Annotated in this window: 26 protein-coding genes; 11 read left to right on the forward strand and 15 right to left on the reverse strand. The window is 67.0% G+C overall.

Translation table 11 applies throughout. From position 1 onward, the window contains the following. Window positions 1-92 precede the first annotated feature (92 nt). Window positions 93-602, forward strand: coding sequence for a formaldehyde-activating enzyme (fae, locus tag L0966_RS09495; protein WP_234051649.1), 510 nt, complete (start codon window positions 93-95; stop codon window positions 600-602). 19 nt (window positions 603-621) lie between these two features. Here the strand turns inward: fae and L0966_RS09500 are convergent, their stop codons facing one another. From L0966_RS09500 to L0966_RS09515, 4 genes are all read right to left on the reverse strand, one after another. Then, window positions 622-1,209: a MarR family winged helix-turn-helix transcriptional regulator gene (locus L0966_RS09500; protein ID WP_234051650.1), complete on the reverse strand. Its 588-nt coding sequence runs from the start codon at window positions 1,207-1,209 to the stop codon at window positions 622-624. 229 nt (window positions 1,210-1,438) lie between these two features. Then, window positions 1,439-2,248 carry an SDR family NAD(P)-dependent oxidoreductase gene (locus tag L0966_RS09505; RefSeq protein WP_234051651.1) on the reverse strand — a complete coding sequence of 270 codons (810 nt, stop codon included), beginning with the start codon at window positions 2,246-2,248 and terminating at the stop codon, window positions 1,439-1,441. Window positions 2,249-2,460: 212 nt separating this feature from the next. Then, entirely contained in the window at window positions 2,461-2,994 is a 534-nt protein-coding gene (gene ppa / locus L0966_RS09510; protein WP_234051652.1) for an inorganic diphosphatase, read from the reverse strand. A gap of 51 nt (window positions 2,995-3,045) precedes the next feature. Next, entirely contained in the window at window positions 3,046-3,555 is a 510-nt protein-coding gene (locus L0966_RS09515; protein WP_234051653.1) for a GNAT family N-acetyltransferase, read from the reverse strand. Between the two features lie 205 nt (window positions 3,556-3,760). Here L0966_RS09515 and L0966_RS09520 point away from each other — a divergent pair, with 205 nt between their 5' ends. Both L0966_RS09520 and msrA read left to right on the forward strand, forming a co-directional pair. Then, a complete protein-coding gene (locus L0966_RS09520; RefSeq protein WP_234051654.1) occupies window positions 3,761-4,075 on the forward strand; it encodes a hypothetical protein in 315 nt (104 codons plus the stop codon). Window positions 4,076-4,205: 130 nt separating this feature from the next. Beyond that, on the forward strand, window positions 4,206-4,862 hold the full coding sequence (gene msrA, locus L0966_RS09525) for a peptide-methionine (S)-S-oxide reductase MsrA (RefSeq protein ID WP_234051655.1): 657 nt from the start codon (window positions 4,206-4,208) through the stop codon (window positions 4,860-4,862). 46 nt (window positions 4,863-4,908) lie between these two features. On the opposite strand, the gene L0966_RS09530 is transcribed toward msrA, so the two are convergent. After that, on the reverse strand, window positions 4,909-5,568 hold the full coding sequence (locus L0966_RS09530; RefSeq protein ID WP_234051656.1) for a TetR/AcrR family transcriptional regulator: 660 nt from the start codon (window positions 5,566-5,568) through the stop codon (window positions 4,909-4,911). Between the two features lie 140 nt (window positions 5,569-5,708). On the opposite strand from L0966_RS09530, the gene L0966_RS09535 reads away from it, so the two are divergent. Both L0966_RS09535 and L0966_RS09540 read left to right on the forward strand, forming a co-directional pair. Continuing rightward, a complete protein-coding gene (locus L0966_RS09535; RefSeq protein ID WP_234051657.1) occupies window positions 5,709-6,887 on the forward strand; it encodes an HlyD family secretion protein in 1,179 nt (392 codons plus the stop codon). 56 nt (window positions 6,888-6,943) lie between these two features. Next, the gene (locus L0966_RS09540) at window positions 6,944-8,503 is read left to right on the forward strand and encodes a DHA2 family efflux MFS transporter permease subunit (RefSeq protein ID WP_370640803.1); all 1,560 of its coding nucleotides are present in this window, start codon (window positions 6,944-6,946) and stop codon (window positions 8,501-8,503) included. Between the two features lie 15 nt (window positions 8,504-8,518). Here L0966_RS09540 and L0966_RS09545 read toward each other — a convergent pair whose 3' ends face one another. The 9 genes from L0966_RS09545 to L0966_RS09585 all read right to left on the reverse strand — a co-directional run bounded on the left by L0966_RS09545 (window position 8,519) and on the right by L0966_RS09585 (window position 17,568). Further along, the gene (locus L0966_RS09545) at window positions 8,519-9,253 is read right to left on the reverse strand and encodes a Crp/Fnr family transcriptional regulator (RefSeq protein ID WP_234051659.1); all 735 of its coding nucleotides are present in this window, start codon (window positions 9,251-9,253) and stop codon (window positions 8,519-8,521) included. A gap of 28 nt (window positions 9,254-9,281) precedes the next feature. After that, the gene (locus L0966_RS09550; RefSeq protein WP_234051660.1) at window positions 9,282-10,133 is read right to left on the reverse strand and encodes an ABC transporter ATP-binding protein; all 852 of its coding nucleotides are present in this window, start codon (window positions 10,131-10,133) and stop codon (window positions 9,282-9,284) included. 53 nt (window positions 10,134-10,186) lie between these two features. Next, a complete protein-coding gene (locus L0966_RS09555) occupies window positions 10,187-11,095 on the reverse strand; it encodes an ABC transporter permease (RefSeq protein ID WP_234051661.1) in 909 nt (302 codons plus the stop codon). Between the two features lie 142 nt (window positions 11,096-11,237). Further along, entirely contained in the window at window positions 11,238-12,590 is a 1,353-nt protein-coding gene (locus L0966_RS09560; protein WP_234051662.1) for an ABC transporter substrate-binding protein, read from the reverse strand. Window positions 12,591-13,064: 474 nt separating this feature from the next. Continuing rightward, the gene (locus tag L0966_RS09565; protein WP_234051663.1) at window positions 13,065-13,976 is read right to left on the reverse strand and encodes a GntR family transcriptional regulator; all 912 of its coding nucleotides are present in this window, start codon (window positions 13,974-13,976) and stop codon (window positions 13,065-13,067) included. Window positions 13,977-14,173: 197 nt separating this feature from the next. After that, window positions 14,174-15,127, reverse strand: a complete 954-nt coding sequence (locus L0966_RS09570) for a HEAT repeat domain-containing protein (protein WP_234051664.1) — start codon at window positions 15,125-15,127, stop codon at window positions 14,174-14,176. 8 nt (window positions 15,128-15,135) lie between these two features. Then, window positions 15,136-15,369 (reverse strand): ferredoxin family protein, encoded by a 234-nt coding sequence (locus L0966_RS09575; RefSeq protein WP_234051665.1) that lies wholly within the window; start codon window positions 15,367-15,369, stop codon window positions 15,136-15,138. Between the two features lie 49 nt (window positions 15,370-15,418). Further along, window positions 15,419-17,158: a fumarate reductase/succinate dehydrogenase flavoprotein subunit gene (locus L0966_RS09580; protein WP_234051666.1), complete on the reverse strand. Its 1,740-nt coding sequence runs from the start codon at window positions 17,156-17,158 to the stop codon at window positions 15,419-15,421. A gap of 59 nt (window positions 17,159-17,217) precedes the next feature. Continuing rightward, complete coding sequence (locus L0966_RS09585; protein WP_234051667.1) at window positions 17,218-17,568, reverse strand: gamma-butyrobetaine hydroxylase-like domain-containing protein; 351 nt, start codon at window positions 17,566-17,568, stop codon at window positions 17,218-17,220. 130 nt (window positions 17,569-17,698) lie between these two features. Between L0966_RS09585 and fdxA the strand changes: the two genes are divergently transcribed. From fdxA to L0966_RS09600, 3 genes are read left to right on the forward strand one after another with little or no spacing between them, the layout of a single operon-like run. Continuing rightward, entirely contained in the window at window positions 17,699-18,034 is a 336-nt protein-coding gene (fdxA, locus tag L0966_RS09590) for a ferredoxin FdxA (protein ID WP_234051668.1), read from the forward strand. A 26-nt stretch (window positions 18,035-18,060) separates the two neighbouring features. Continuing rightward, entirely contained in the window at window positions 18,061-18,873 is an 813-nt protein-coding gene (locus L0966_RS09595) for a ferredoxin--NADP reductase (RefSeq protein ID WP_234051669.1), read from the forward strand. 60 nt (window positions 18,874-18,933) lie between these two features. Further along, the gene (locus tag L0966_RS09600; RefSeq protein ID WP_234051670.1) at window positions 18,934-19,197 is read left to right on the forward strand and encodes a hypothetical protein; all 264 of its coding nucleotides are present in this window, start codon (window positions 18,934-18,936) and stop codon (window positions 19,195-19,197) included. 112 nt (window positions 19,198-19,309) lie between these two features. On the opposite strand, the gene L0966_RS09605 is transcribed toward L0966_RS09600, so the two are convergent. Beyond that, the gene (locus L0966_RS09605; protein WP_234051690.1) at window positions 19,310-19,957 is read right to left on the reverse strand and encodes a pyridoxamine 5'-phosphate oxidase family protein; all 648 of its coding nucleotides are present in this window, start codon (window positions 19,955-19,957) and stop codon (window positions 19,310-19,312) included. Between the two features lie 146 nt (window positions 19,958-20,103). On the opposite strand from L0966_RS09605, the gene L0966_RS09610 reads away from it, so the two are divergent. From L0966_RS09610 to L0966_RS09620, 3 genes are all read left to right on the forward strand, one after another. Continuing rightward, window positions 20,104-21,564 carry a PLP-dependent aminotransferase family protein gene (locus tag L0966_RS09610; RefSeq protein WP_234051671.1) on the forward strand — a complete coding sequence of 487 codons (1,461 nt, stop codon included), beginning with the start codon at window positions 20,104-20,106 and terminating at the stop codon, window positions 21,562-21,564. A gap of 386 nt (window positions 21,565-21,950) precedes the next feature. Further along, a complete protein-coding gene (locus tag L0966_RS09615) occupies window positions 21,951-22,511 on the forward strand; it encodes a hypothetical protein (protein ID WP_234051672.1) in 561 nt (186 codons plus the stop codon). A gap of 108 nt (window positions 22,512-22,619) precedes the next feature. Further along, window positions 22,620-24,680 carry an ATP-dependent helicase gene (locus L0966_RS09620; protein WP_234051691.1) on the forward strand — a complete coding sequence of 687 codons (2,061 nt, stop codon included), beginning with the start codon at window positions 22,620-22,622 and terminating at the stop codon, window positions 24,678-24,680. The last annotated feature ends 249 nt before the right edge of the window (window positions 24,681-24,929 follow it).

Consider the following 24,929-nt stretch of genomic DNA (forward strand, 5'->3'; position numbering starts at 1 on the left):
CCGCGCCGCACGCTCCGCATTGCCGGGCATCAGCGGGAGGGCGCGATTGCGGAAGCCATTTTCATTGGTGATTTTCTTGCGGAGAGCTTTTGATGGCGAAGATTGACAGGCTGCTGGTGGGCGAGGCCCTGGTGGGCGACGGCAACGAGGTGGCGCATATCGACCTCATCATGGGCCCGCGCGGCTCGTCCGCCGAATATGCGTTCGTCAGCGCGCTCACCAACAACAAGGACGGCTTCACCACCCTGCTCGCCGTGGTGGAGCCGAACCTGCTCGCCAAACCGAACACGGTGCTGTTCAACAAGGTGACCATCAAGGATGCCCGCCAGGCGGTGCAGATGTTCGGACCCGCCCAATATGCGGTGGCCAAGGCGGTCACCGACAGCGTGGCCGAAGGCATCATCCCCATCGAGGAAGCGGACGACATCTTCATCTGCGTGGGGGTGTTCATCCACTGGGACGCCGAGGACGACGCCCGCATCCAGGACTTCAACTATGAGGCGACCCGGCAGGCCATCCACCGCGCCGTGACCGGCTCGCCCCGGCCGGCAGACGCCATCGCCCGCGCGCACAGCGCCCAGCACCCGCTCGCCGCCCGCTGATCCCGCCGCCAGCGCGCGATTATACCGGCGCGCGCACGTCCGCCGGCACTTCGTCCAGCTTGCCGGTTGGGGCAAGGAATTTGATGAGCTGCACCGCCCGGTCGCCGGGGGAGGCCAGCTTGGCGATAATGCCGCGCAGCGCCTTGAACTCCTGCGCCGACAACGGCTCGAACAGCGAGTCGTTGGCGGGCACCTGAACCTTGACCAGCTCGGTCAGGCGCCGTTCCGCCTCCGCCGTCACCGCCAGCACCACCCGGCGGCGGTCCTCCGGGTTCACGGTCTTGGTGACGAGGCCCGCCGTGACCAGCTTGTTCACCTCCAGGGTGATGAAGGCGCCGGACAGATGCAGATGCTCCGCCACCTGGTTCACGCCCAGATTGGTCATGCGGTCGCTGAGCCGGGCGATGGAGGTCAGGATCGTGTATTGCGTGCCGGACAGGCCGATCAGCCCCCCCAGCCGGTCCCGCACTTCCTCGATGACCGCGGCGAACGCCAGCATGTCGTGCAACAGGTCGCGAAAGGTGACATCGGACCTGTCCACCAGGAGGGCCGGCCGCGAGACCGTGAGCGGCAGAGGCTTGCGACCCTTGGCTGGCTTCAACGACATGACACGGCACTCCTCCGGCAACTGCGCGCCGCCCCGCAGCGGATGCGGCGCGCTTCCATCCCCGGTATTAGCTATTTGCGATAGCTATATGATATCACCGGTCCGGTCGAGTGAGCATCCGCCAGACGGTCAGGGTCGCCCAACCTTCGGGTCATGGCTGCGCGCGGGCGGGGCCGGGAAATGGCCCGCCGAAAAATGCTGCGGTGCGCGCAGCCGGGTTACGCAAGGCTCATTCGGTACTGGCGGGACGCAGGCCGCCATACGTGTTCCACGGCGTGGCCACCAGCCACCCGCAATCCACCGGCAGGTTCACCCCGGTAATGGCCGAGGCCTCCTCCCCCGCCAGGAAGGCAACCGCCCGGGCCACTTCGTCCGGCTCCACCAGGCGCTGCATCGCCGCGTTCGCCTCCAGGGCCGACACGTCCCGCTCGCCGCGCGCGATGGCCTGCCGCAGAGCGGGCGTGAGCGTGTAGCCGGGCGAAACCGCGTTCACCCGCACCCCTTGAGGGCCCCACTCGGCCGCCAGGCACTCGGTCATGGCGATCACGGCGGCCTTCGCAGGGCCGTAGGCGTGGAGGGGAACCGACCGCAGGCCGGTGATGGAGGCGATGTTGACGATGCTGCCGCCGCGCCGGGTCAGCATGGCCCGCGCGAAGGCCAGGCAGGCCACATAAGTGCCGCGCTGGTCGATGCGGATCACGTCGTCCCAGCGGGACAAAGGCAGGTCGTGGGGCCGCTCCGGCGGCTGAAGCACCCCGGCGCTGTTCACCAGCACCGCCACCGGGCCGAACTCGGCCTCAATGGTCGCGGCGCAGGCGGCAAGGCCCTCCGCGTCGCCGACATCGGCCGCGTATGCCCGGCCGCCCACCTCGGCGGCGAGCTGCTCGGCCGGCTCCAGGCTGCGGTCGAGCACCGCGACGCGGGCCCCCGCCTGGGCGAAATGGCGCACACAGGCGGCACCGATGCCGCTGGCGCCACCGGTCACCACCACCACGGGCGCGACATTTCCAATCGAGCGCTCGCTTTTTAAAACGGACATGCCTTTCCTCCCTCACCTTTGCTTGGAGAGGCGGATGGGTCCTTTCCGCGTCGCTGTCAATGGGTGGATATCAAGTCGGGCGCTTCGCCACCGTTCGAAAAGGGCGCCATGAAGGCTGTGCAATCGGATTGCGCGATCGGGGCACAGCTGGCCGCAAGGGGCCTCCCCCGGGGAAATCCTCGGGGGAGCACCCGCATTGAAAAAGGCGATCCTCAGGCCTTGGCCTGGCCGCGCTCCATGGCCTCGACGATCAGCTTGTGGGCTTCCGCCTTGTCGCCCCAGCGCAGAACCTTCACCCACTTGTTGGGCTCCAGGTCCTTGTAGTGCTCGAAGAAGTGCTCGATCTGCTTCAGCGTGATCTCGGGCAGATCGGTGTATTCGGCCACCTTGTCATAGCGCTTGGTGAGCTTGGAGACGGGCACGGCGACGATCTTCTCGTCCTGGCCGCTCTCGTCCTCCATCACCAGCACGCCGACCGGGCGCACCGCGATCACGGAGCCGGGCACCAGGGCGCGCGTGTTGCACACGAGCACGTCGGCCGGGTCGCCGTCGCCGGAAAGGGTGTGAGGGATGAAGCCGTAATTCCCCGGATAGCGCATGGAGGTATAGAGGAAGCGGTCCACGAACAGGGCGCCGGACTCCTTGTCCATCTCGTACTTGATCGGCTCGCCACCGATCGGCACTTCGATGATGACGTTGACTTCCTCCGGGGCTTTCTTGCCAGTTGGAATGGCTTCGATGCGCATGTCAGTCTCGCTTCCAGCTTGGGGTCGCGCGGGAATGACTCCGCGCGGGCGCTACCGCTGCCAAGCGAAGGCGATCTTGTCCAGCGTTTTCGTGCCGAACCGTTCATTGGACGATGCGACCGGTTGCCCTCCCAGCGCCGTATAGAAACCCACCGCGGCTTCGTTTTCCGCCAGCGCCCACACCACCAGACCACCCAGGCGCGCCATCGCCAGATCGCTGCGCGCAGAGGCGAACAGGCGCTGGCCGAAGCCCAGGCCCTGGAACTGGGGATGCAGGTAGATCTCATAGATCTCGCCGCCATAGGGCAGCGCCTTGGCGCGGTTGCCGCCGTAATTCACGTAGCCGGCGAGTTCGTTGCCCACCTTCAGCACGTTGAGACGGCTGCCGCGGGCGATGGCGGCTTCCCACCACGCCGGGCCGCGCCGCTCCACCATGCGTTCCAGCTCCAGGCCGGGGATGAGCCCGCGATAGGTGGCGCGCCAAGCCGCGTCGTGAACCGCCGAAATGTCCAGGGCATCGGCGGGTTTCGCTCTTCGGATTTCGATGACGAGCGTGCTCATGGATGAATGGAAGCAAACCTTCACCCGTCCTTCAAGACATTTCGGAACCGGGCACGGTAACGTCATTTTCAGATGACAGGCGGGCCGGCCTTTCCCCGCCGTGGGACGGGCGCTAGCATCGCGCCGCCGAAGGAATCGTCCGGAGGCGTTCCGGCGGGGTCGCCTCGCCGCATCGTGATCCCCGAGGTCTGGCCGCCCCGTGCGCATGCTCCGATTTCTTCTCCGCTTCGTCGGCTTCTGGCTGGTGGCCGGCGGGTTCGTGGCGCTGATCGTCGACGGCACGCGGTCCATCGCGGCCTCGCAGGTCCTGTTCACCTCGGTGGGCGACGCCTGGGGCGTGATCGCCCCGGAAAAGCTCGATGAAGCGCAGGCCAGCGCCACCGCCGCCGCGCCCTGGCTTTGGCCGAAGCTGGTGGAACCGCTGCTGGGGCTGCCGGCCTCGGTCATGCTGGTGGTGGTCGGCCTCGTCCTGCTCGGCCTCGGGCGGGCGCGGGAGCGCTCCCGCTTCCAGGCGAGCTGAAACGCGCGGCCAACCGGCGAAGGGCCTCCCGCAGGCAGCGGCGAGACCCCATATTGGGCCCACACAGCAACAGCGCCCCACCGACGCGCCGGCGGAGCCGGACGGGTTCGGCGCACGCGGGAGCCTCGCCATGCTCTTCATGAGGAAACCACTCAACCTGCCCACCGCCGCCGAGGCGCTGCCGGGGCGGCCGGCACCCCTGCCCACCGCCACCACCCATTTCGTCTCGGGCCACCCACTGAAGGGACCCTACCCCGAAGGGCTTCAAAGCGCCGTGTTCGCGCTGGGCTGCTTCTGGGGCGCGGAGCGCAAGTTCTGGCAGCAGCCCGGCGTGTGGGTGACCGCCGTGGGCTATGTCGCGGGCCTGACGCCCAACCCCACCTATGAGGAAGTCTGCTCAGGCCTCACTGGCCACACCGAGGCGGTTCTGGTGGTCTATGACCCGGCCGTGGTCACTTTCAAGGCCCTGCTCAAGCTGTTCTTCGAGGCCCATGACCCGACCCAGGGCATGCGCCAGGGCAATGACGTGGGCACCCAGTACCGGTCCGGGATCTATGTGTCGGGCGAGGAGCAGATGGCCGCGGCGCAGGCGGCCAAGGCGGCCTACGAGGCGGTGCTCAAACCCCGGGGCTTCGGCCCCATCACCACCGAAATCGCGCCGCTGGGCCCGTTCTACTTCGCCGAGGATTACCACCAGCAATATCTGGCGAAGAACCCCAACGGCTATTGCGGGCTGGGCGGCACCGGCGTGTCCTGCCCCATCGGTACCGGGATCGCGGCGCAATAACAGGGGCTTGCGGAAGCGGCCGCCTCTTTCCGGAGGCCGCTTCCGCTCAGCGTGGCGCTGTGCCGTAGGCCGCGAGGAAAACGCGCACCGCGCCGTCCACGGTCGCCTTCAGCTCGTCGGGCGAAGGAGCTTGGCTGGTGCCGAACAGCAGGCCCTTCGCCAGCTTGCCCTGGCACAGATTGAAGAACTGGAAGGCCGCCATCTCGCAGTCGTCCACCTTCAGGTGGCCGAGTTCCACCTGCCGGGCGATCAGAGCCGCGAGCCGCTGGCCACCCTGGCAGGGGCCAGCCTCGAAAAAGGTCTGGCCGATGGCGGGAAACTGCTCGGCTGCGCCGATCACCATGCGCAGAAGGCGGATGTGCTCCGGTGACACCATCATCGACATGAAGCTCTCGCCGATGCGCTTCAGAAGGCTTTCCGCATCGCTGTCGGCCGGGCCGTACTCGAACAGGCGTTCCGCCGACTTGCGCCGGTCCACCTCCACCAGGGCCTGGAACAGCTCGACCTTGCCGGCGAAATAGGAATAGATCGTCGCCTTGGAGACGCCGCTGGTGCGGGCGATCTCGTCCATGCTGGCGCCATCGAAACCCTTGTCGAAGAATACGCGGCGGGCGCCATCTATGATGGTGCGGCGCTTGCCGGTCTCGGGCTCGGTGCAGGCCGCCATGCGCGTGGCCTGGAACTCACTCGTACTCGATTGCCTCATGTCCACCTTCCTGCCCTCACTTTGCTTAGGGGCAGCGCGGCCGACTGTCAAAGAAATTGACTGAACGGTTTGGTTCAGTCTAATTGAGAGGCCGCCAGGACTGAACTGTCTGGTCAAGCGTTCCAGTGTGGAGAGGCTCCGTGTCCCAGGCCACCAAGTTTGAAGCAGCCGAGCACGAAACGGGCTCCCCGCCGCCGCCCGGCGTCACCGTTCTCAAGACCCGCCCGGCCGATACCCCCGCCCCGGCGGCCGAGGCCCCGGTGGCGGCCGGCCCCGCCAAGCCCAGCCGTAAGCGCCTCGTTCTGGGGGGCGTGCTGGCCCTCCTGTTGGCAGCGGGCGGCTGGTATGGGGTGCAATGGTGGCAGGTGGGCCGGTTCGAGGTGTCCACCGACGACGCTTATGTGAGCGCCGACACCTCCATCCTGGCCGCCAAGGTGGCCGGCTATGTGAAGAGCGTGGACGTCTCCACCAACCAGCGCGTCAGGGCCGGCGACGTGATCGCCCGCATCGATGACGGCGACTATGTGCTGGCCGTGCAGGCCGCGGCGGACAAGATCGCCACCCAGGAAGCCGCCCTCGCCCGCTTCGACGAACAGCGCAAGGCGGCGGAGGCCGCCGTCGCCCAGGCCAAGGCCCAGCTTGCCGCCACCGAGGCGGACAAGCAGCGCGCCGAGCTGGAATTTGAACGGCAGGACAAGCTCGCCAGCTCCAATTTTGCCAGCCGCTCGGTGCTCGACAATGCCCGCGCCGACCGCGACAAGGCCAATGCCAACGAGCTCTCCGCCACGGCGTCCGTGGCCTCCGCCGAGGCTTCCCTGGCGGTGCTGAAGGCGCAGCGCATCGAGGCCGAGCGGGTGCTGGCCGAATATCGCACCGCCCGCGACCAGGCCCAGCGCAATCTCGACTTCACGGTGGTACGCGCCCCCATTGACGGGGTCGTGGGCAATCGCGCGGTGCAGGTGGGCCAGCTGGTGCAGCCCGGCACGCGGCTCGCCGCCATCGTGCCCCTCGACGCCGTCTATGTGGACGCCAATTTCAAGGAAACCCAGCTCGGCCGCCTGCATCCGGGTCAGAAGGTGCAGATCTATGTGGACGCCTATCCGGACCGCGACCTGACCGGCACCGTGGAGAGCGTGTCGCCGGCCTCCGGCGCGGTGTTCTCCCTGCTGCCACCGGAGAATGCCACCGGCAACTTCACCAAGATCGTGCAACGCATTCCCGTGCGCATCGCCCTTGATGCCCACACTTTGGAAGGCCACCGGCTGCGGCCGGGCATGTCCGTGACCGCCGTGGTGGACACCCGCCCGGACACCCATTGAGGCCCGGAGCGGTGAAGACCCGAGCCGCGCCCAAGGCCGGAGGCTGACCCATGTCCATGGCCACCACAGCCGCCCCCGCTCACGGCATGGAGACAAGGCGCATGTTCGCCTTCATCTCCATGGTGTTCGGCATGTTCATGGCGATCCTGGACATCCAGATCGTCTCCGCCTCTTTGGCGGAGATCCAGGCGGGGCTTGCCGCCTCGTCGGATGAAATCTCGTGGGTGCAGACCAGCTACCTCATCGCCGAGGTGGTGATGATCCCGCTTTCGGGCTTCCTGTCGCGGGCGCTGTCCACCCGCTGGCTGTTCGCCGCCTCCGCCGCCGGCTTCACCATCATGAGCTTCATGTGCGCGACGGCGACCTCCATCGAGCAGATGATCATCTATCGCGCGCTCCAGGGCTTTCTGGGCGGCGGCATGATCCCCACCGTCTTCGCGGCAGCCTATTCGGTCTTCCCGCGCGAGAAGCAGCCCATCGTCGCCCCCCTCATCGGCCTGGTGGCGACGCTCGCCCCCACCATCGGCCCCACGGTCGGCGGCTATCTCACCGACCTGTTCTCCTGGCACTGGCTGTTTTTGGTGAACGTGGTGCCGGGCATCTTCGTCATCATCGCCACCATTACGCTGGTGGATTTCGACGAGCCGGACTTCGCCCTTTTGGACCGGTTCGACTGGTGGGGCCTGCTGTTCATGGCCGGCTTCCTGGGCAGCCTGGAATATGTGCTGGAGGAAGGGCCCACCAATGACTGGTTCGAGGACAACGCCATCCTTCTCTTCGCCATCGTGTGCGCAGTGTCGTCGGTGGCCTTCTTCGCGCGGGTGCTGATGGCGTCCCATCCGGTGGTGGACATCAAGGCGTTCGTGAACCGCAACTTCGCCATCGGCTCGGCCTTCAGCTTCGTGCTGGGCATCGGGCTTTATGGGCTGACCTATCTCTATCCCATCTTCCTCAGCCGGGTGCGGGGCTATTCGGCGCTGCAGATCGGCGAGACCATGTTCGTCACCGGCATCGCCATGTTCCTCACCGCGCCCATTGCCGGGCGGCTGATGACCAAGCTCGATCCTCGCGTGATGATGGGTGTGGCGTTCGCGGGCTTCGCGGTCGGCACCTGGTGGATCACCTTCATCACCAAGGACTGGGACTTCTGGGAGCTGCTGATCCCGCAGATCCTGCGCGGCACCTCCTTGATGCTGGCCATGATCCCCATCAACAACATCTCGCTGGGCACCCTGCCGCCGGACCAGCTCAAGAATGCCTCGGGCCTGTTCAACCTCACCCGCAATCTTGGCGGCGCGGTGGGTCTCGCCCTCATCAACACGGTGATGAACCACCGCTGGGACCTGCATCTGGCGCGCCTGCACGAGAGCGTGCAATGGGGCAGCGCCACCGCCATCGAGCGCCTGGACGGGCTCACCGCCACCTTCTCCGGCCTCGGCTCCAACGCCGCCGATGCGGCGCTGAAGCAATTGGCGCTGATCGTGCGCCAGCAGGCGCTGGTGATGGCCTTCGCCGACGTGTTCGCCCTGCTGACGGTGCTGTTCCTGGCGCTGATCCTGGCCGCGCCGCTGATGCGCCGCCCCAAGCCCGGCGGCGGCGGGGGTGGTGGCCATTGAGCGGAGCCGGCCGGCTCAGCCGCGCACCTCGGCGGAGAGCAGGTCGTAATTCTCCACCACGATGCATTGGCGGCTGACGGAGATGAGGCCGCGCTTCTGGAACTTGTCGAGGGTCATGGTCACCCATTGCCGGGTGGCGCCGACGATGGCGGCGAGCTGGTCATGGGTGAGCTTGCGCTCGATGACGAGCCGGTTGCCCTCACGCCGGCTGGACGTATCGGCGAAGATGATGAGGAGCTGCGCCAGCCGCTCGGTGACCGAGCGGGTACCCAGCATCTGCACCAGAGCCGAATAGCATTTGCCTTTCGCCACCAGCCCCTCGATGAGGCAGATGGCGAAGCGCGGCATGGTCTCCGCCAGGCTGCGGATCTTGGCGCCGGTGAGGTAGAGCACCTCCGCGTCGTCATGTACGTCAGCCGACCAGACATGGCTGCCGCCGCCGAACACTTCCGGCCCGCCCACGAAATGGCCCGGCGTCCATAAAGCCAGGGTGATCTCGCGGCCGGCGGGGCTCACATAAAAGGTGCGCACCGTGCCGCTCTCGATGAGCCAGATGCCGCCATGGGTGTCGCCCTGGCGGAACAGCTGCTCCCCGGCGGCGAGCTTCCGCGGCACGCCGGCCGCGCGCAAGCGGCTGATCTCCTCCGGCGTCAGGCGCTGGAGAAAATCGGCCCCGGCATTGAGCTCGTCCGTCTCGTCGCTGAGGAAGACGGCGGAGAGGCTGGCCTCGCTGTCCTTGAGTGCGCCCATGCGGCGCTCCATGTCGCTCACCGTTCCCTCACTGGCTCTGCTGCGCGAATGCCTTGAGGCTCTCGGCGCGGATATGCTCATGGCAGGCGCGCTTCAGCTCCATGAAGGCGTCCGTGGTCGCCATCTCGGAGTCGCGCGGGCGCGGCAGGGTCACCTTGAGGTCGGCGATCACCGAGCCGGGGCTGGCGCTCATGATGACGATGCGGTCGGCGAGGAAAATGGCCTCGTCCACGTCGTGGGTCACGAACACCACGGTGATGCCGAAGGCGCTCCACATCTCCAGCAGGCTTTCCTGCATCATCAGGCGGGTCTGGGCGTCGAGGGCGCCGAACGGCTCGTCCATCAAAAGCACGCTGGGCGAGTTGGCCAGCGCCCGGGCGATGCCCACGCGCTGCTGCATGCCGCCCGAAAGCTCGGCGGGATAGGCGTTCGCGAACTTGGCGAGGCCCACCATTTCCAGGAAGGTGGAGCCGATGGTCTCCAGCTCCCGCGCCGGGCGCCCGGCCACCTTGGGGCCGAACACGATGTTCTCGCGAATGGTCTTCCAGGGAAACAGCGAATATTGCTGGAACACCATGCCCCGCTCGGGTCCCGGCCCGCGCACGGGCACGTCATCCACGATCACCTCGCCGGTGGAGGGGCGCACATAGCCGGCGATGGACGACAGCAGGGTGGACTTGCCGCAGCCCGACGGGCCGAGAATGCACACGAACTCGCCCGGCTTGATGTCGAGGCTCGTTTCCATCACGGCCGTATGGGCCTTGCGCCCGCTGCCGAAGGTGATGGCCACCCCATCCACGCGGATATGACCCCGCCCCGCGCTGGACCGCCGGCCGCCGAGCGCCGTGAGGCGCTCGCTGAAGGACACCACTTCTTCCATGGTCCTGGCTCCGAATTGCGTTGCTGAAGCGTTTTCGAGCGAATCCAGAGCGCTCAGCGCGCCCGGCGCTGCCACTTGAGGAACGGCCGCGCGGCCAGGCGCACGAAGGCGGTGGAGGCCGTGCCGAGGGCGCCGGTCACCAGCATGCCGACGATGATGTCCGGATAGTCCACCAGCGAATAAGCGTTCCAGGTGAAGTAGCCGATGCCGTACTGGCCGGAGATGATCTCGCCCGCCAGCAGCGAGAACCAGCTCACCCCCATGCCCACCGCAAGGCCGGTGACGATGTTGGGCAGGGCCGCCGGCAGGATGACGTTCCAGAAGATCTGGAAGCGCGAGGCGCCCAGCGACTTGGCGGCGCGGATCAGCACCGCCGGGGTCTGCTCCACCCCCTGCATGGTGTTGATCACGATGGGGAAAAGCGCGCCCAGGAAGGTGATGAAGGCGATCGAGGCCTCGTCCGTGGGCCACATGAGGATGGCGAGGGGAATCCAGGCCACGGCCGGAATGGGGCGCATGATCTCGATATAGGGCGCGAACAGCGCCGCTCCGAACTTGGAACGCCCCATCAGCGTGCCCAGCGCGATGCCCACCACCGCCGCGGTGAGGAAACCGGCGGCGATGCGCAGCACCGACACCTCGATGTGCACATAGAAGACCGGGTCGAACACATGCTTGGCGAAGGCCGCGAACACGAGGCCCGGGCGCGGCACGTTCGAGAAATTGATGAAGAAGTCGACCTTGTTGACGCTCATCACGTGCCACAGGCCGATGCCGATGGCGAGGCCGATGGTGCCCACCACCAGCCCATAGGCCTTGGCCTGGAACCAGGCCACCAGCGCATTCACCCCCGCGCGCGCAAAACCCACGCTGGGCGGCTGGCCGTTGCCCTTGATGTCCCGGGCCCCCTGCCCCGCGACAGCCGCGCGGGGCGCGGCCGCGGCCATCGGGGCCGGTTCCATGGCGGCTCCCGCCGGAACGGCATAGGCCACCTTGTGTTTCAACGCCTCTTGCATGGAACGACGAGTCCTGAAGCAGAATTTGCGGGCAAAGGTTCAAGAACGGGCATGGGAGAGCGGCGCGAAGCTCGCGCCGCTCCGCCCCTCACGAGGCGATGGTTTCCCAGCCGACCACCTTGCCGCCGGAGCTCTTGGCGAAGGCCTCGGCCTCGCCCTTCTTCATGAAGGCGACGAGGGCACCGTCCTTGCCTTCCACGAAGAAGGCGACCTTGCCGAACAGCTTGAGGCCGGTGGCCTGGTCATAGACATAGGTGGCGAGCACGCTCTTGCCGTCGCCCTTGGCCTTCCTGGCTGCCTCGGTCATGGCCTTGATGCTGTCGAACTTGGTGACGCCGGCACCGTCGACCCACATTTCAGCGGGCTTCAGGCCGGGCGCGCCGGGCTTGGAGGACACCACCTCCTTCACCGCCGCATCATAATCCTTGCCGCGCGCCTTGAAGGCGGCCTTCACGAAGGTGGGGTCCACCCAGCGGTCGAAGTCGAGCGGCGAGAGGTTGGTCTCCTTGGCCAGCAGCGCGTGGTCATACTTCAGCGCCTTGACCCACTCGGGCTTGATGGAGGCCTCGAACGTGGAGATGCCACCGGGGCTGAAATAGAGGTAGAGCACCTCCTTCTCGATGCCGGTCCATTCGGACACCTTGGTGGCGGCCTCCACCGGGTCCTTGGCGATCCAGTCCTGCGCCTCCATGGCGGCCTCGATATAGGCCTGGACCAGCTCGGGATACTTGTCCGCGAACGACTTGAGCACCACGGTGCCGTGGAAGGTGGGAATGTCCGCCTCGCTGCCGTCGTAGATCTTGCGGCCGGTGCCGCGGAACTCCATCACCTCCGACCAGGGGCAGAAGTCCGCATGGGCGTCCACCTTGTCCTGGGCGATGGCGGCGACCCCCACCGGCGGCGACTGGTTCTGGATCTTCACCTCGTCGAACATCTTGGCGTCGCGCAGGGCCTTCAGGGTCATGCCCCAGGCGGCGCTGCCCACCGGCACCGAGATGGTCTTGCCCTTGAGCTGCTCCAGGGAAAACACATCCGACTTCACCGGAACCACGATGCCGTTGCCCGTGCCCTTCAGATTGTAGCCGGTGACGGCGATGAAACGGGTTTCCGCATTGCCGCCGGCCTGAAACTTGGCGCCGTTCACGATCAGCGGATAGTCGCCCATCACGCCGAAGGCGAGCTTGCCGGCCAGCATCTGATTGGTGATGGGCGGACCGGACGTGTAGTCCTGATAGACAACCTTGTAAGTTGCATCCTTGTACTTGCCGTCATGGGGCAAGTGCTTTTCGAGAAGACCCAGCTTCTCCAGGATGATGCCGCCAGGAACGGTGTTGGTCACGGTGCTCTGATGGCCGATGCCGATCTCGATCGTCTCGGCGAAACCGGGCGCGCTCATGAGCGCCGAAAGGGCTACACCGAAGAGCATCGAATGATGTCGCATGTCTGATCCCTCGAAAGCTGCCACTTGTCCTAAATTGCCCTTCAAGGGGCGCAACAGCCGTGCCAGAGGCCATCTGCATGCCGAGGCTGGAGCTGGAAAAGGTCCAGAAAACAAGGCGAAGCGCCTAGGCACCATGGAGTGGCCGGCGACCACTGCCCGCGATTTCATCGCTGCCCGCTGCACAAGCATGCCGCAGTTGGTGCCCGCGTGAGCAGGCCGGCTCGCGCCGCAATAATACAAGTTCGCCAAACCCCTTCCGTCCGCCGCGGGTGCTGGGCCAGCCGTGGCCCCTCAGCAGCGCCCACCCGCCACGCGGGCGAAAGGGCCAGAGCGGGGCGCCCACACGGACCAGATGCGCCAAGGCAGCAAGGCGACGCACCCGACGCCGGGATCATGGTGCGGCGCATCCTTTAATTCAATTATTTTGATAAATTTAATGCACAATATGTGCGCAAAAGAGCGCGCAGGCCGCATTCACCAGCGCGGGATACGCGCCTTGAAGCGGTGGTTGCCGGCCGGGGCGTAGAGATTCTCGAAATCGATGGGCCGCCCGTCCATGGCATGGGTCAGCCGCTCGATGTGGATCACCGGCGCCCCCGCCTTCAAGGGCAGGTGGCGGCACAGGTCGTCGTCCGCCTCCATCACGCTCATGGTGATGTCAGCGAAACCAATCTCGATGTTGAGAGCCGTCTCGATCAGCTTGAAGATGTCCACCCGCTGCAAGTCGAGATCCAGCAGCACACGGCCCACGTCCAGCGGGAAATAGCTCACATCCATGGACATGGTGATGCTGGCGGCGATGCGCAGCCGCTCGATTTTCACCACCTCCTCGCCGCGCTTGCCATTGAAGGCACGGGCCACCTGGGCGGGCGCCTCCACGATCGCCGCGCTCAGCACCTCCGAGCGGGTGGCGATGCCCAGCGGCTCCATCATCTCGCCGAAGCCCTGGAGCCGCCCAAGGTCCTGCATGGCGCTGATGGCGCGGACGAAATAGCCCTTGCCCTGGTGGGACGTGACAAGCCCGCTCTCGCGCAGCAGGTCAAGCGCCTGCCGAACGGTGATGCGGCTGACCTGGAACTGCTGAGCCAGCTCCTTCTCGCTGGGCAAGGCGGTGCCGGGGGTAAAGCGCCCCTCCAGCACGGCGCCGAGCAGCCAGTCTTTCAGCTCGAGATATTTGGGAACCTTCGGCGCCTTGGGTGCGCCGGCTGCCTTGCCCGCGTCGCGCGCCGCCGGGACCGGGAGCGGACCAAGGGCGCCCTCCGCCTGGTGCCGCGGGTCCGCACAGGGCGGCGCGGCGGGCGCGAGTGCGACGCGCGTTCCAGGCGTCACGCGGGGAGAGGGCAGCTTCGTTCCAGCGGGCGCGATGGCGGGTCTCCCGACTTTCACCCAATAAGGGTCGTCCGCCCAACGGGGCGCGTCATCCCCTCGCGGGGCATGGGCAGTGAGGACAACATTAGCCGCCCCACGGGCCATGGCAACCCGCCCGCCGCCCGCACCGGGCGCCGGCCGCACGTCCGCGTCCACGCCGGAGCCCCGCTCACGCGAAGGGTCCCGAGGCGGACGCGGCGTCATCACAGCTTCCCTCAGCCGATGCGCCCGAGGGCCCAGCGCACATTCTTGCGCACGTCCGGATCGGGATCGTCCACATAGCCTTCCAGATAGGTCCGGCACGAGACATCGGCGATCTCGCCCAGGGCGGCCGCGGCCTCCTTGCGCAGATTGCTGATTTCGTCTCCCAAAGCGGCGCCGATCTGCGGCACGGCCTCCACCGCCTTGAGCAGGCCGAGGCTGCGTATGATCTTCACCCGCACCTGCCATTCCGGATCACCGATGGCGGCGAGCAAAGGCGCCACCGCGCGGGTGAAGCGGGCCTTGCCCAGGATCTCCGCCGCCACTTCCCGCACCGACCAGTCGGCATCGGCAAGAGCGCGGATGAGTGCCTCGCCCGCATGGGTCGAGCGAGAAAAGCCGAGCGCCCCCACCGCCGTGCGGCGCACGTCCGCATGGGCGTCGCGGGAACAGGCGATGAGCGCGGGCAGCGTCTCTTCCACCTTCAGATAACCGACGACGCCCAGCGCCTCCACGCGCACCCGCGGGTCGGCATCCTCCAGGGCCCGCAGGCCGAGCGGCAGCGCATCGGGACGGCGCAGCTCCTTGATGCCACGCAAGGCGGCGGCGCGCACCAGTGGATCGTCATGTGCGATGAGCGGGAAGATGGGATCGGCCGCGGCCGGATCTTTCAGCTCGGCCAGGCTGTCAGCGGAGGCGCGGGCCACCCGGTGGTCATGGTCCACCAGGCCGATCACCAGCATTTCCGCTGTCTCGCGGCCGTCGAACTCGCCGAGCGCGATGGCCGCCTGAAGCCGCACTTCCGGCACCACGTCCTTCAGGGCGGAGCCGATGAGGGCCACCGCATCCTGCTCAGCGGTGTCGGCCAGCTCCATCACCGCCACCCGGCGCACGCTGGGATCCGGATCACGGAGCTTTTCGGCAAGGTCGTCGAGGTCGCTGAACGCCTCGAAGGGCTCGAAGGTCATGGCGCGCCTCACTTCAGCAGATAGGGAATGTTGACGGTGACGGCGCCGGTGGGGCAGTCCGCCTCACAGGGCATGCAGTACCAGCACTCATCGAACTTCATATAGGCCTTGCCGGTGAGTTCGGAGATGCGTAGCACGTCGAGCGGGCACACATCGACGCACACGGTGCAACCCTTGTCGGCAATGCACTTATCCTCATCGACGATGACCGGGACCGAGGTGGACGTATTGGCCAAAGGCATGGGGCAGATCCTTCAATGACTTCCGTTTTTCTTACCGATGCGCCTTCGATCACGCCTTGGCCGTGATGCGCTGCTTGTAATAGGCGTCCTTCTCGTCGTCGGAGATGGGGATGACATAAGGCTGGATGGCCCGCTTCTCGCAGCCCATCGTGCCATCCTCCTGCTTGCCCAGGAGCACGTGGCACTTCCAGTCCTCGTCGTTGCGCTCGGCGAAGTCGGTGCGCCAGTGGTAGAGGCCCCAGCGGCTTTCCTGGCGATAGAGCGAGGCGCAGGCCGCCATGTCCGCGCAATCGAGGATGGAGGCCACTTCCATGGCGCGCATCAGCTCGTGGGAATCGCGGGCGACCATGGCCTCTTCCATGTCCGCGCGCACTTCGGCGAAACGCTGCTGGGCCAGCTCGTATTTCTTGGTGACCTTCGGCGGCTGCAGGTAATCATTGACCAGGCGGCGCACCTTGTACTCGATCTGGTTGGGCGGAATCCCGTCCTCGCGCTTGGTGGGGGCCAGAACGCGCTCCTGCTCCGCCAGCACGTCGGCGCGGTCATAGTCATCGAAATCCACGTCGCGGATGAAGTCGATGGCATGCTCGCCGGCAATGGCGCCGTTGGTGAAGGCGCCCAGCATGTAATTGTGCGGCACGCTGGCCATGTCGCCAGCCGCATAGAGGCCGGGCACCGTGGTGCGGGCGAACTCGTCCACGAACACGCCGGACGCCGAATGGCCCGAGCAGAAGCCGATTTCCGAGATGTGCATCTCGATCATGGTTTCCGCATAGCGGGTGCCGCGCTGCTCATGGAACCGCCCGCGCGAGGGGCGCTCCACCGTGTGCAGGATCTGCTCGATATGGTCGGCGGTTTCCTTCTTCAGATGGTTCAGACGCAGGAACACCGGGCCATTGCCCGACTGGAGCTCCTTGTAGAACTCCTGCATCATCTGGCCCGACCAGTAGTCGCACTCGATGAAGCGCTCGCCATTGGCATTGGCGGTGTATCCGCCGAAGGGGCCGGCCACATAGGCGCAGGCGGGGCCGTTATAATCCTTGATGAGCGGGTTGATCTGGAAGCATTCGAGGTTCGCGAGCTTCGCCCCGGCGTGATAGGCCATGGCATAGCCTTCGCCGGAATTGGCGGCGTTCTCATAGGTGCCGAACAGATAGCCCGAGGTGGGCAGGCCCAGGCGGCCGGCCGCACCCATGCTCATGATGACCGACTTGGCGCGCACCACCAGGAATTCGGCGGTGCGGGTATTCACCGCAATGGCACCGGCGATGCGGCCGGATTTGCCCGTCAGCAGGCGGGTCGCCATGTAGCGGTTGGAAATGAGGATGCGGGCGCGGCGGAGTTGGCGATAAAGCGCCTTCTTCACGGTCTCGCCATTGGGCATGGGCAGCACATAGGTGCCCATGTGGTGGACCTTCTTGACGTCGTAATCGCCGTTTTCGTCCTTCTGGAAGCGGATGCCGAAGCGATCCAGCTCCTGAATCATCTCGAAGCAGTTTTCCGCATATTTCAACACCGCCGCCTGGTCGACGATCCCATCATTGGCGATGGTGATTTCCTTCGTATACTGCTCAGGCGTCGAGTGGCCGGGAATAACCGCGTTGTTGAGCCCGTCCATGCCCATGGAAATGGCGCCGGAGCGCTTCACATTGGCCTTTTCCAGCAACACCACCTTGGCGTCGGGATTCTTCATCTTGGCTTTGTAGGCCGCCATGGGGCCCGCCGTGCCGCCGCCGATAACCAGCACATCGCAGTCGATTTCCGAAAGTCCGGCCGTGATCTCGTCCACGCGAGCCTCCTTCAATTCCGTGTTGGGCTGAACTTGAACAGTTCCAGCCGGGGCGTCGGTCAAGGAATTGCATTGGCCGGAGAAAAGTCATTTCTTCCTTCCATATCAGATAGATGTGAGAGTTCCTGGAGGAGCGCCCAGGGGTAAATGCCCCGGTCGTGGCCGTCGGAGAAGGAGAGGTTGAGGCCGTAGCTGCCGAGCAGGCTGACCTCGGTGAGGATGATGTCGGCGCGCACCGGCGCCTCGATGCCCATGAGGCGCAGCCGCTTTTCCCCGGCCGATTGGGAATGGGCGCGCAAGAGCGGAGCCGCCAGCGCCTCGCGTGTGCCATCCTCCCACACGAGGGTGAGCCGGCTCTTGTCGGCCGACAGGCGAATCTCCACCGGGGGATTGGGATTGGGCGGGGTCATGGGCGCGTCTCCGTGCAGGATCGCGCAAGATCAGCACCACGCCTGACGGCGCCGATAGCAACAACTTGACAGACCCCACGCACGGCCGCCGCTAGACCGAGAGCCATCATCACCATTTCAGGACGCGATCATGGCCTTTGTCGTCACCGAGAACTGTATCCGCTGCAAATACACCGATTGCGTGGAGGTCTGTCCGGTGGACTGCTTCCACGAGGGCGAGAACATGCTCGTCATCAATCCCGAAACCTGCATCGACTGCGGCGTGTGCGAGCCCGAATGCCCCGCCGACGCCATCGTGGCCGACAGCGCGGAGGGGGCGGAGCCCTGGCTTGAGATCAACCGCAAATACGCCGCCTTGTGGCCCTCCATCGAAGCCCGCATCGAGCCCCTTTCCGATGCCGAGGACTGGAACGGCCGCCCCGACAAGCTCCCCCTCCTCAGCGACAAGGCCGCCGACGCCCGCTGACACCCGCCAGCCCCACGGACACAGCCATGACCCTGCCCCTTTCCGCCGAGGCCCTCGCCCAGCAGGCGCCCGACGGCATCTTCATCGAGACCGTCACCAGCGTGACCCACTATACGGACCGCCTGTTCCGCTTCCGCACCACGCGGCCGGCGAGCTTCCGCTTCCGCTCCGGCGAGTTCGCCATGATCGGCCTGCTGGCGGAGGGAAAGCCGCTCTATCGCGCTTATTCCATCGCCAGCCCGTCCTGGGCGGAGGAGCTGGAATTCTTCTCCATCAAGGTGCCGGACGGCCCCCTCACCTCGCGCCTGCAGATGGTGCGCCCCGGCGACGGCCTGCTGATGCGCAAGAAGGCGACGGGCACCCTGGTGCTCGATGCCCTCACCCCCGGCCGGCGGCTCTACATGTTCTCCACCGGCACCGGCATCGCCCCGTTCGCGAGCCTGATCCGCGATCCGGAGACCTATGAGAAGTTCGACGAGGTCATCCTCACCCACACCTGCCGCGAGGTGGCGGAGCTGAAATACGGCTTCGACATCGTGGAAGAGGCGCTCGGCGACCCGCTGGTGGGCGAATATGCGCAGGGCAAGCTGCGCCATTATGCGACCGTCACCCGCGAGGACTATGCCCACACCGGCCGCATCACCGATCTCATGACCAGCGGCAAGCTCCATGCCGATCTCGGCGTGCCGCCGCTCGATCCGGCGGTGGATCGCGGCATGATCTGCGGTTCCCTCGCCATGCTCCGCGACACGCGCGACCTGCTACTGGCGGCCGGCCTGGACGAGGGCTCGAACGCCACCCCCGGCGCCTTCGTCACCGAGCGCGCCTTCGCCGAATAGGCGCCCCGCAACAGGGTCGGCGCGCCCGACACGCGTGGCCCTGGAACCTGTTCGTGCGGCGTGGCGCTGGTTCGCGCGGCTGGAACGCGTCGGCTCGATCGGTTCGAGCATGTCACCGTTTCGGTGTGGCGGACAACACCCCCGCCCGCACACCACGCCTCGGATGAGGCCGAAGAGATCGCCGGCGGCCCGGATCGACTCCGGGCCGCCGTGCACGTGACGGCGGCGATGCTTGGCGGCGGTTTCTGCACCGCCATCACGTTGCCCTGGAGCGCTTTCGAGCGAGGGGAAACCACCTCACGTGAAGAAAACACGCTCAATTGATGCTTTGAAGCGCCTTTGCGTGGAAGCCCCGCTTCGCGCTGAGGAACGGCCTCGACCTGTCCGTGGCCCGCGCGGCCCCGAACCGCGCGCGACCGCGAGCCGCGCGGCGCCCTCAGCCGATCTTGAAGGAGAGAACCTCGGTGGGCATCTCCACTCCGGGCATGTTCTTCGGATCAGCCACCGGCGGGTCGACCACCATGCGCACGGGCACCACCCCCGCCCAGACGGGGAAGTCGTAGTCCTCCGCCTCGTCCTCCGGCTGGCCGGTGCGCACCTTGGCGGACGCCTCGGTGATGGGCAGCGAAAGCAGGGTGGTGGCCTTCAGCTCCTTGTCCTTCACCGGCCGCAGGCGGTCCCACTGGCCGGGAATGAAGCCCTCCACGAAGCGCTGGAGCTGGTGGCGCTTCTCTTCCGGATCACTCACCATCTCGGCCTTGCCGAAGATCATCACCGAGCGGTGGTTGATGTTGTAATTGTAGGCCGAGCGCGCGAGCACCAGCCCGTCGAACAGGGAGACGGTGACGCACACCTCCTGCCCCTCCACCGCGCGGAGCATGCGGCTCGCGGCCGAGCCGTGCCAATAGATGCGGTCGCCGTCGCGCCATTGCAGGGTGGGGGTGACGATGGGCCGGCCCTCATGCACATAGGCCACGTTGCAGACCGGCATGGCATCCAGGATGGCGTGGATGGTCTGCGGCTCGTAGTTGGCCAGCCAGTGGTAGCGCTTGACGCGGGTGCGCTCGCTCGGGGCATCGGACATCACGGGAAACTCGCCTTCGCGACAGGAATGGCGCACCATTGCCTCGCGCTCCGTCACGCGCATAGGTCCGCCGCGCTCACGCCGGATGGTGCCAGCGCGCGGGGGCTGCGTTCATTGTCGCCGCTCCTCCCCCCGATTTCCCTGCCATGCTGCCCATCCCCCTCGACCGACACTCCGCCGTGACCCTCCAGGAGCAGATCTGCGAGGCCCTGCGCGCGCGGATCGCCTGCGGCGCCCTGCCGGGCGGCGCGCAGCTCAGTGCCACGCGGGAGCTGGCGCGCGCGCTCGGCGTGTCGCGCAATACGGCGGTGCTTGCCTATGAGCGGCTGGCGAGCGAGGGCTTCGTGGAAATGCGCCCCCACCGGGGCGTGTTCGTCGCCGATCCGCCGCCGGGCGCGCCACCAATGGCGGAGCCGCTGCCGGCCCCAGCGGAGGCGCCGACCGGCGCCGCCGGCCCCCACCTTATCACCCGGGAGGATGCGCGCCCCATCTTCGACCTATGGTATGCGCGGCCGGACCCGCGTCTGTTTCCGGCCCATGCGTGGCGGCAGCTCGGCCATGCGGCTCTCGGCGCCTGCGCGGTGGGGCTCAGCACCTATGGCCCGGTGGGTGGCGAGCCGCGCCTGCGCCAGGCCATCGCCGATCATCTCGCCGTCCATCGCGGCCTCGCGGTGCGACCTGAACAGGTGGTGGTGACGAGCGGCGCCCAGGAAGCGCTCAACCTCATCGCCCGCCTGCTGCTCGAACCCGGTGACACGGTGGTGGTGGAGGATCCCGGCTATGAAGCCGCCGCCCAGGTGTTCGAGGCCCACGGCGCGCGGATCGTGACCGCCCCGGTGGACGGAGAAGGGCTGGTGCCCGCGCTGGCCCCGGGGCTTCGCCCGCGCCTCATCTATGTCACGCCCGCCCACCAGTTTCCCACCGGCGTGGTGATGAGCCCCGCCCGGCGCGCCGCTTTGCTCGCCACCGCCGCCCGCCATGACGCGCTGGTGGTGGAGGATGACTATGACGGCGACATTCTGCTGGAGGGGCCACCGGCTGCCGCGCTCGCGGCTCTGGACGGGGGGCGCCGGACCATCTTCGTCGGCACCTTTTCCAAGACCCTCGGCTGCGGGCTGCGGCTCGGCTACATGGTGGTGCCCCCGCATCTGGCGGCCGCCGCCGAGGCGACCAAGAGCCTGATGAGCTACGGCCAATCCTGGCTCGACCAACAGATTCTCGCCGCCTTCCTGTCCCAGGCGCGCTACCAGCGCCACCTGAACCGCCTGCGCACCGCCTGCCGCGCCCGGCGCGATGCGGCCCTCGCCGGCCTGCGCGAGACCTTCGGAAATACAGTGGCCGTATCCGGAGGCGCCGCCGGGCTCCACCTCTACTGCACCCTGCCCGATGGCGCGCCCGAGGCGGCCCGGCTCGCCGCCGCGGCGCTCGCCGTGGGGGTGGGCCTGCACCCGGCCGAAGCCTGCGGCGTGCACAGCGCAACGCGGGACCTGTCCCGCACCCTTCTCATCGGCTTCGGCGGCCTGACACCGGAGGAACTCGCGCTCGCCTTCACCCGCCTCCGCCAAGCCCTTGCGCCCGCTGCCGCGCGCCCGTGCGGCGACCGCTGAGGCGCATGAAGGGTGCCGGCCGCCCCGGCGCGATGCACATAGCCCTTCGCGCAGGCAAAAGGCGCGCGCCCCTGGCATGCCCAATGCGCCCGCTTGGCGCAGGGCCTTGTCCGATGCGCGCCCTCCGCAAGGCTCACACGGAGGCTGGCGGGAACGCGTTACGCGGGCGAGAAACACAACCGCTGACCGGCGAGAGCAGTTTCGAGCAAGATGGACACCAGCTCGCGTGCAGGGAATGCGCCGGCCCGACGATTTCGAGCATTTCCCTGTGCCCGCAAGACAGGGAAATGCTCTAAGCCCTTGCCGGAAGCCTCCGCGCGCGAGACAACTGCCAGCCCCCCGGCGGCCGCTTTCGCGCCGCGCTCCCGCAAGAAAGGACCCTTCCGATGGCGCCGGTGAACGAGCTCGATCCCCTGCCCTCCCCCTCGGGAAGCTATTGGAAGGCGTTCTTGATCGGCGAGATCCCCCATCTGGTGATTCTCGCCCTCACCATCGGCGGCGTCGCCTATATCAGCCTCATGCGCCGGCCCCTGGAATATTACTGGGACGTGGTGGCGGTCGTCATCGCCAGCGTCTCCATCTATTCGGGCTGGCCGCAGGCGAAGAGCGACAAGCAGCGCTGGCGGCTGGTGTGGACCCAGGCGCTCCATTGGGCCGCCTTCCTCATCACCATGCGCCTCGTCTTCCTGCCCTCGGTGCAGGCCATCGCGGATGTGGATTCCACCAATCTCGTGGTCCTGCTGCTGCTGGCGCTCGGCACCTTCGTGGCCGGTGTCCACGCGCCGTCCTGGCGCATGGCGCTCAATGGGGTGGTGATGGGCGCCAGCGTGCCCGCCGTGGCGTGGCTCGATCGCTCGGCCCTGGTGCTGGCCCTGGTGGCCATGGTGCTGGGCGCCATGGTGCTCGCTCTGGCCTGGTACCATTTCCGCGAGCGCGATACTTATTGAGAGCCACACAAAGATACCACCATCGGCGCCAGCTTGCCCGCCGGGGGCATCTTGTTCAATATTTGTTCCCATCCGAACGATTCGTACGGGACGATGGGAGCCGGCGGGGTGCATCTCGACACGCTGAATGACAGCCAGCGCCATGCCGCCGCCCATGGCAGCGCGGAGCTGGCCCAAGGCGGCGTGGGCGGTCCCCTGCTGGTGATTGCCGGTGCCGGATCGGGCAAGACCAACACCCTGGCCCATCGGGTGGCGCATCTTGTCCTCAACGGCGCCGACCCCGCCCGCATCCTGCTCATGACGTTCTCGCGCCGCGCGGCGGAGGAACTGACGCGGCGGGTGGAGCGCATCTGCACCAAGGTGCTGGGCCCCAAGGCCGGGCCGGTGGGCGAGGCGCTCACCTTCGCCGGCACCTTCCACGCCATGGGTGCGCGGCTGCTGCGCGAATATGCGGGCGAGCTGGGCATCACGCCCGACTTCACCATTCATGACCGGGAAGACTCGGCCGACCTCATGAATCTGGTGCGCCACGAGCTGGGTCTCAGCGCCACCAAGACGCGCTTTCCCGCCAAGGGCACCTGCCTTGCCATCTATTCCCGCGCGCTGAACGCCGAGGCGGACCTCACCACCGTGCTGCGCCAGTCCTTTCCCTGGTGCATTGCCTGGAGCGAGGAGCTGAAGCGCCTGTTCGCGGCCTATGTGGAGGCCAAGCAGCGCCAGAACGTGCTCGATTACGACGACCTGCTTCTCTATTGGGCCGAGGCCCTGCGCGAGCCGGCTTTGGCCGCCCACATGGGCGCGCGCTTCGACCATGTGATGGTGGATGAGTACCAGGACACCAACCGCCTCCAGGCCGCCATTCTGCTGGCGCTGAAGCCGGACGGGCGCGGCCTCACCGTGGTGGGGGACGATGCCCAGTCCATCTATTCCTTCCGCGCCGCCACCGTACGCAACATCCTGGACTTCCCGCAGGCCTTCTCGCCGCCGGCGCAGATCGTGACGCTGGAGCGCAATTATCGCTCCACCCAGCCCATTTTGGCCGCCGCCAACAGCGTGATCGGCGAGGCCAAGGAGCGCTTCACCAAGAATCTGTGGTCCGAGCGCGCCTCCGCCCGCCGCCCGCGCCTCGTGAATGTGCGCGACGAGGCAGACCAGGCCCGCTTCGTGGCCGAGGAAGTGCTGGCCCACCGCGAGGCCGGCACCCTTTTGAAGCAGCAGGCGGTGCTGTTCCGCGCCTCGCACCACTCCGGCGCGCTGGAAGTGGAGCTGACCCGGCGCAACATTCCCTTCGTGAAGTTCGGCGGGCTGAAGTTCCTGGACAGCGCCCATGTGAAAGACCTGCTGGCGGTGCTGCGCTTCGCCCAGAACCCGCGCGACAAGGTGGCCGGTTTCCGCCTTTTGAACCTGCTGCCAGGGGTGGGCACCGCCTCCGCCACCCGCATCCTCGATGCCATGGCTGAGAGCCCCACGCCGCTCCAGGCGCTGGCGGCCCTGCCCGCCCCGCCGCGCGCGGGGGCGGACTGGGCGGCCTTCATCATCCTGATGGAGAGCCTCGGTGCCGCCGATGCCCACTGGCCGGCGGAACTTGGACGTGCCCGGCGCTGGTATGAGCCCCATCTGGAGCGCATCCACGAGGATGCGGACATGCGCCGGGCCGATCTCGTGCAATTGGAGGCCATTGCCGCCTCTTATCCGGGCCGGGCGCGCTTCCTCACCGAGCTGACACTGGACCCGCCCGACGCCACCTCCGCCGAGGCCGGGCCGCCACTGAAGGACGAGGATTACCTCATCTTGTCCACCATCCATTCCGCTAAGGGGCAGGAGTGGAAATCCGTGTTCGTGCTCAATGTGGTGGATGGCTGCCTGCCGTCCGATCTCGGGGCCGGTTCGAGCGAGGAGATCGAGGAGGAGCGCCGCCTGCTCTATGTGGCCATGACCCGGGCGAAGGACGACCTCGACCTTATGGTGCCGCAGCGCTTCTTCGTCCACGGCCAGCATGCCCGGGGGGACCGGCACGTTTATGCCAGCCGCACCCGCTTCATCCCCGACCGCATGCTGAACCTGTTCGAGGCCCATTCCTGGCCCCCGCCCCAGGCCGTGGCCGGAGCCGCGCCGCTGGCCCCCGCCATGGTGGACGTGCGCGCCCGCCTGCGCGGCATGTGGGGATAGCTGGCTGCGAAGGCAGGTCCCCGGTCGCGTGAGGAATGCGCCTTAATGCAATGAGTTCGAGGGTTTGCCAGCTTCCGTAAAGCCAGCGAATGCTCTGGGAGCAAGCGACATTCAGCGCACGCAACACGGCCTAGCACTACTTTGGCAGATTAACGGATTGATAACGTTGAGGTGTTGAGGTTTGCGCCCGGATGGGAGCGCAGGCCATGGCGAACTGGGATGAGGCGCTGGGGGAGTTCCTGAAGCCGT

The organism is Xanthobacter sp. NM-59 (assembly GCF_021401125.1).
GTDB lineage: Bacteria > Pseudomonadota > Alphaproteobacteria > Rhizobiales > Xanthobacteraceae > Xanthobacter.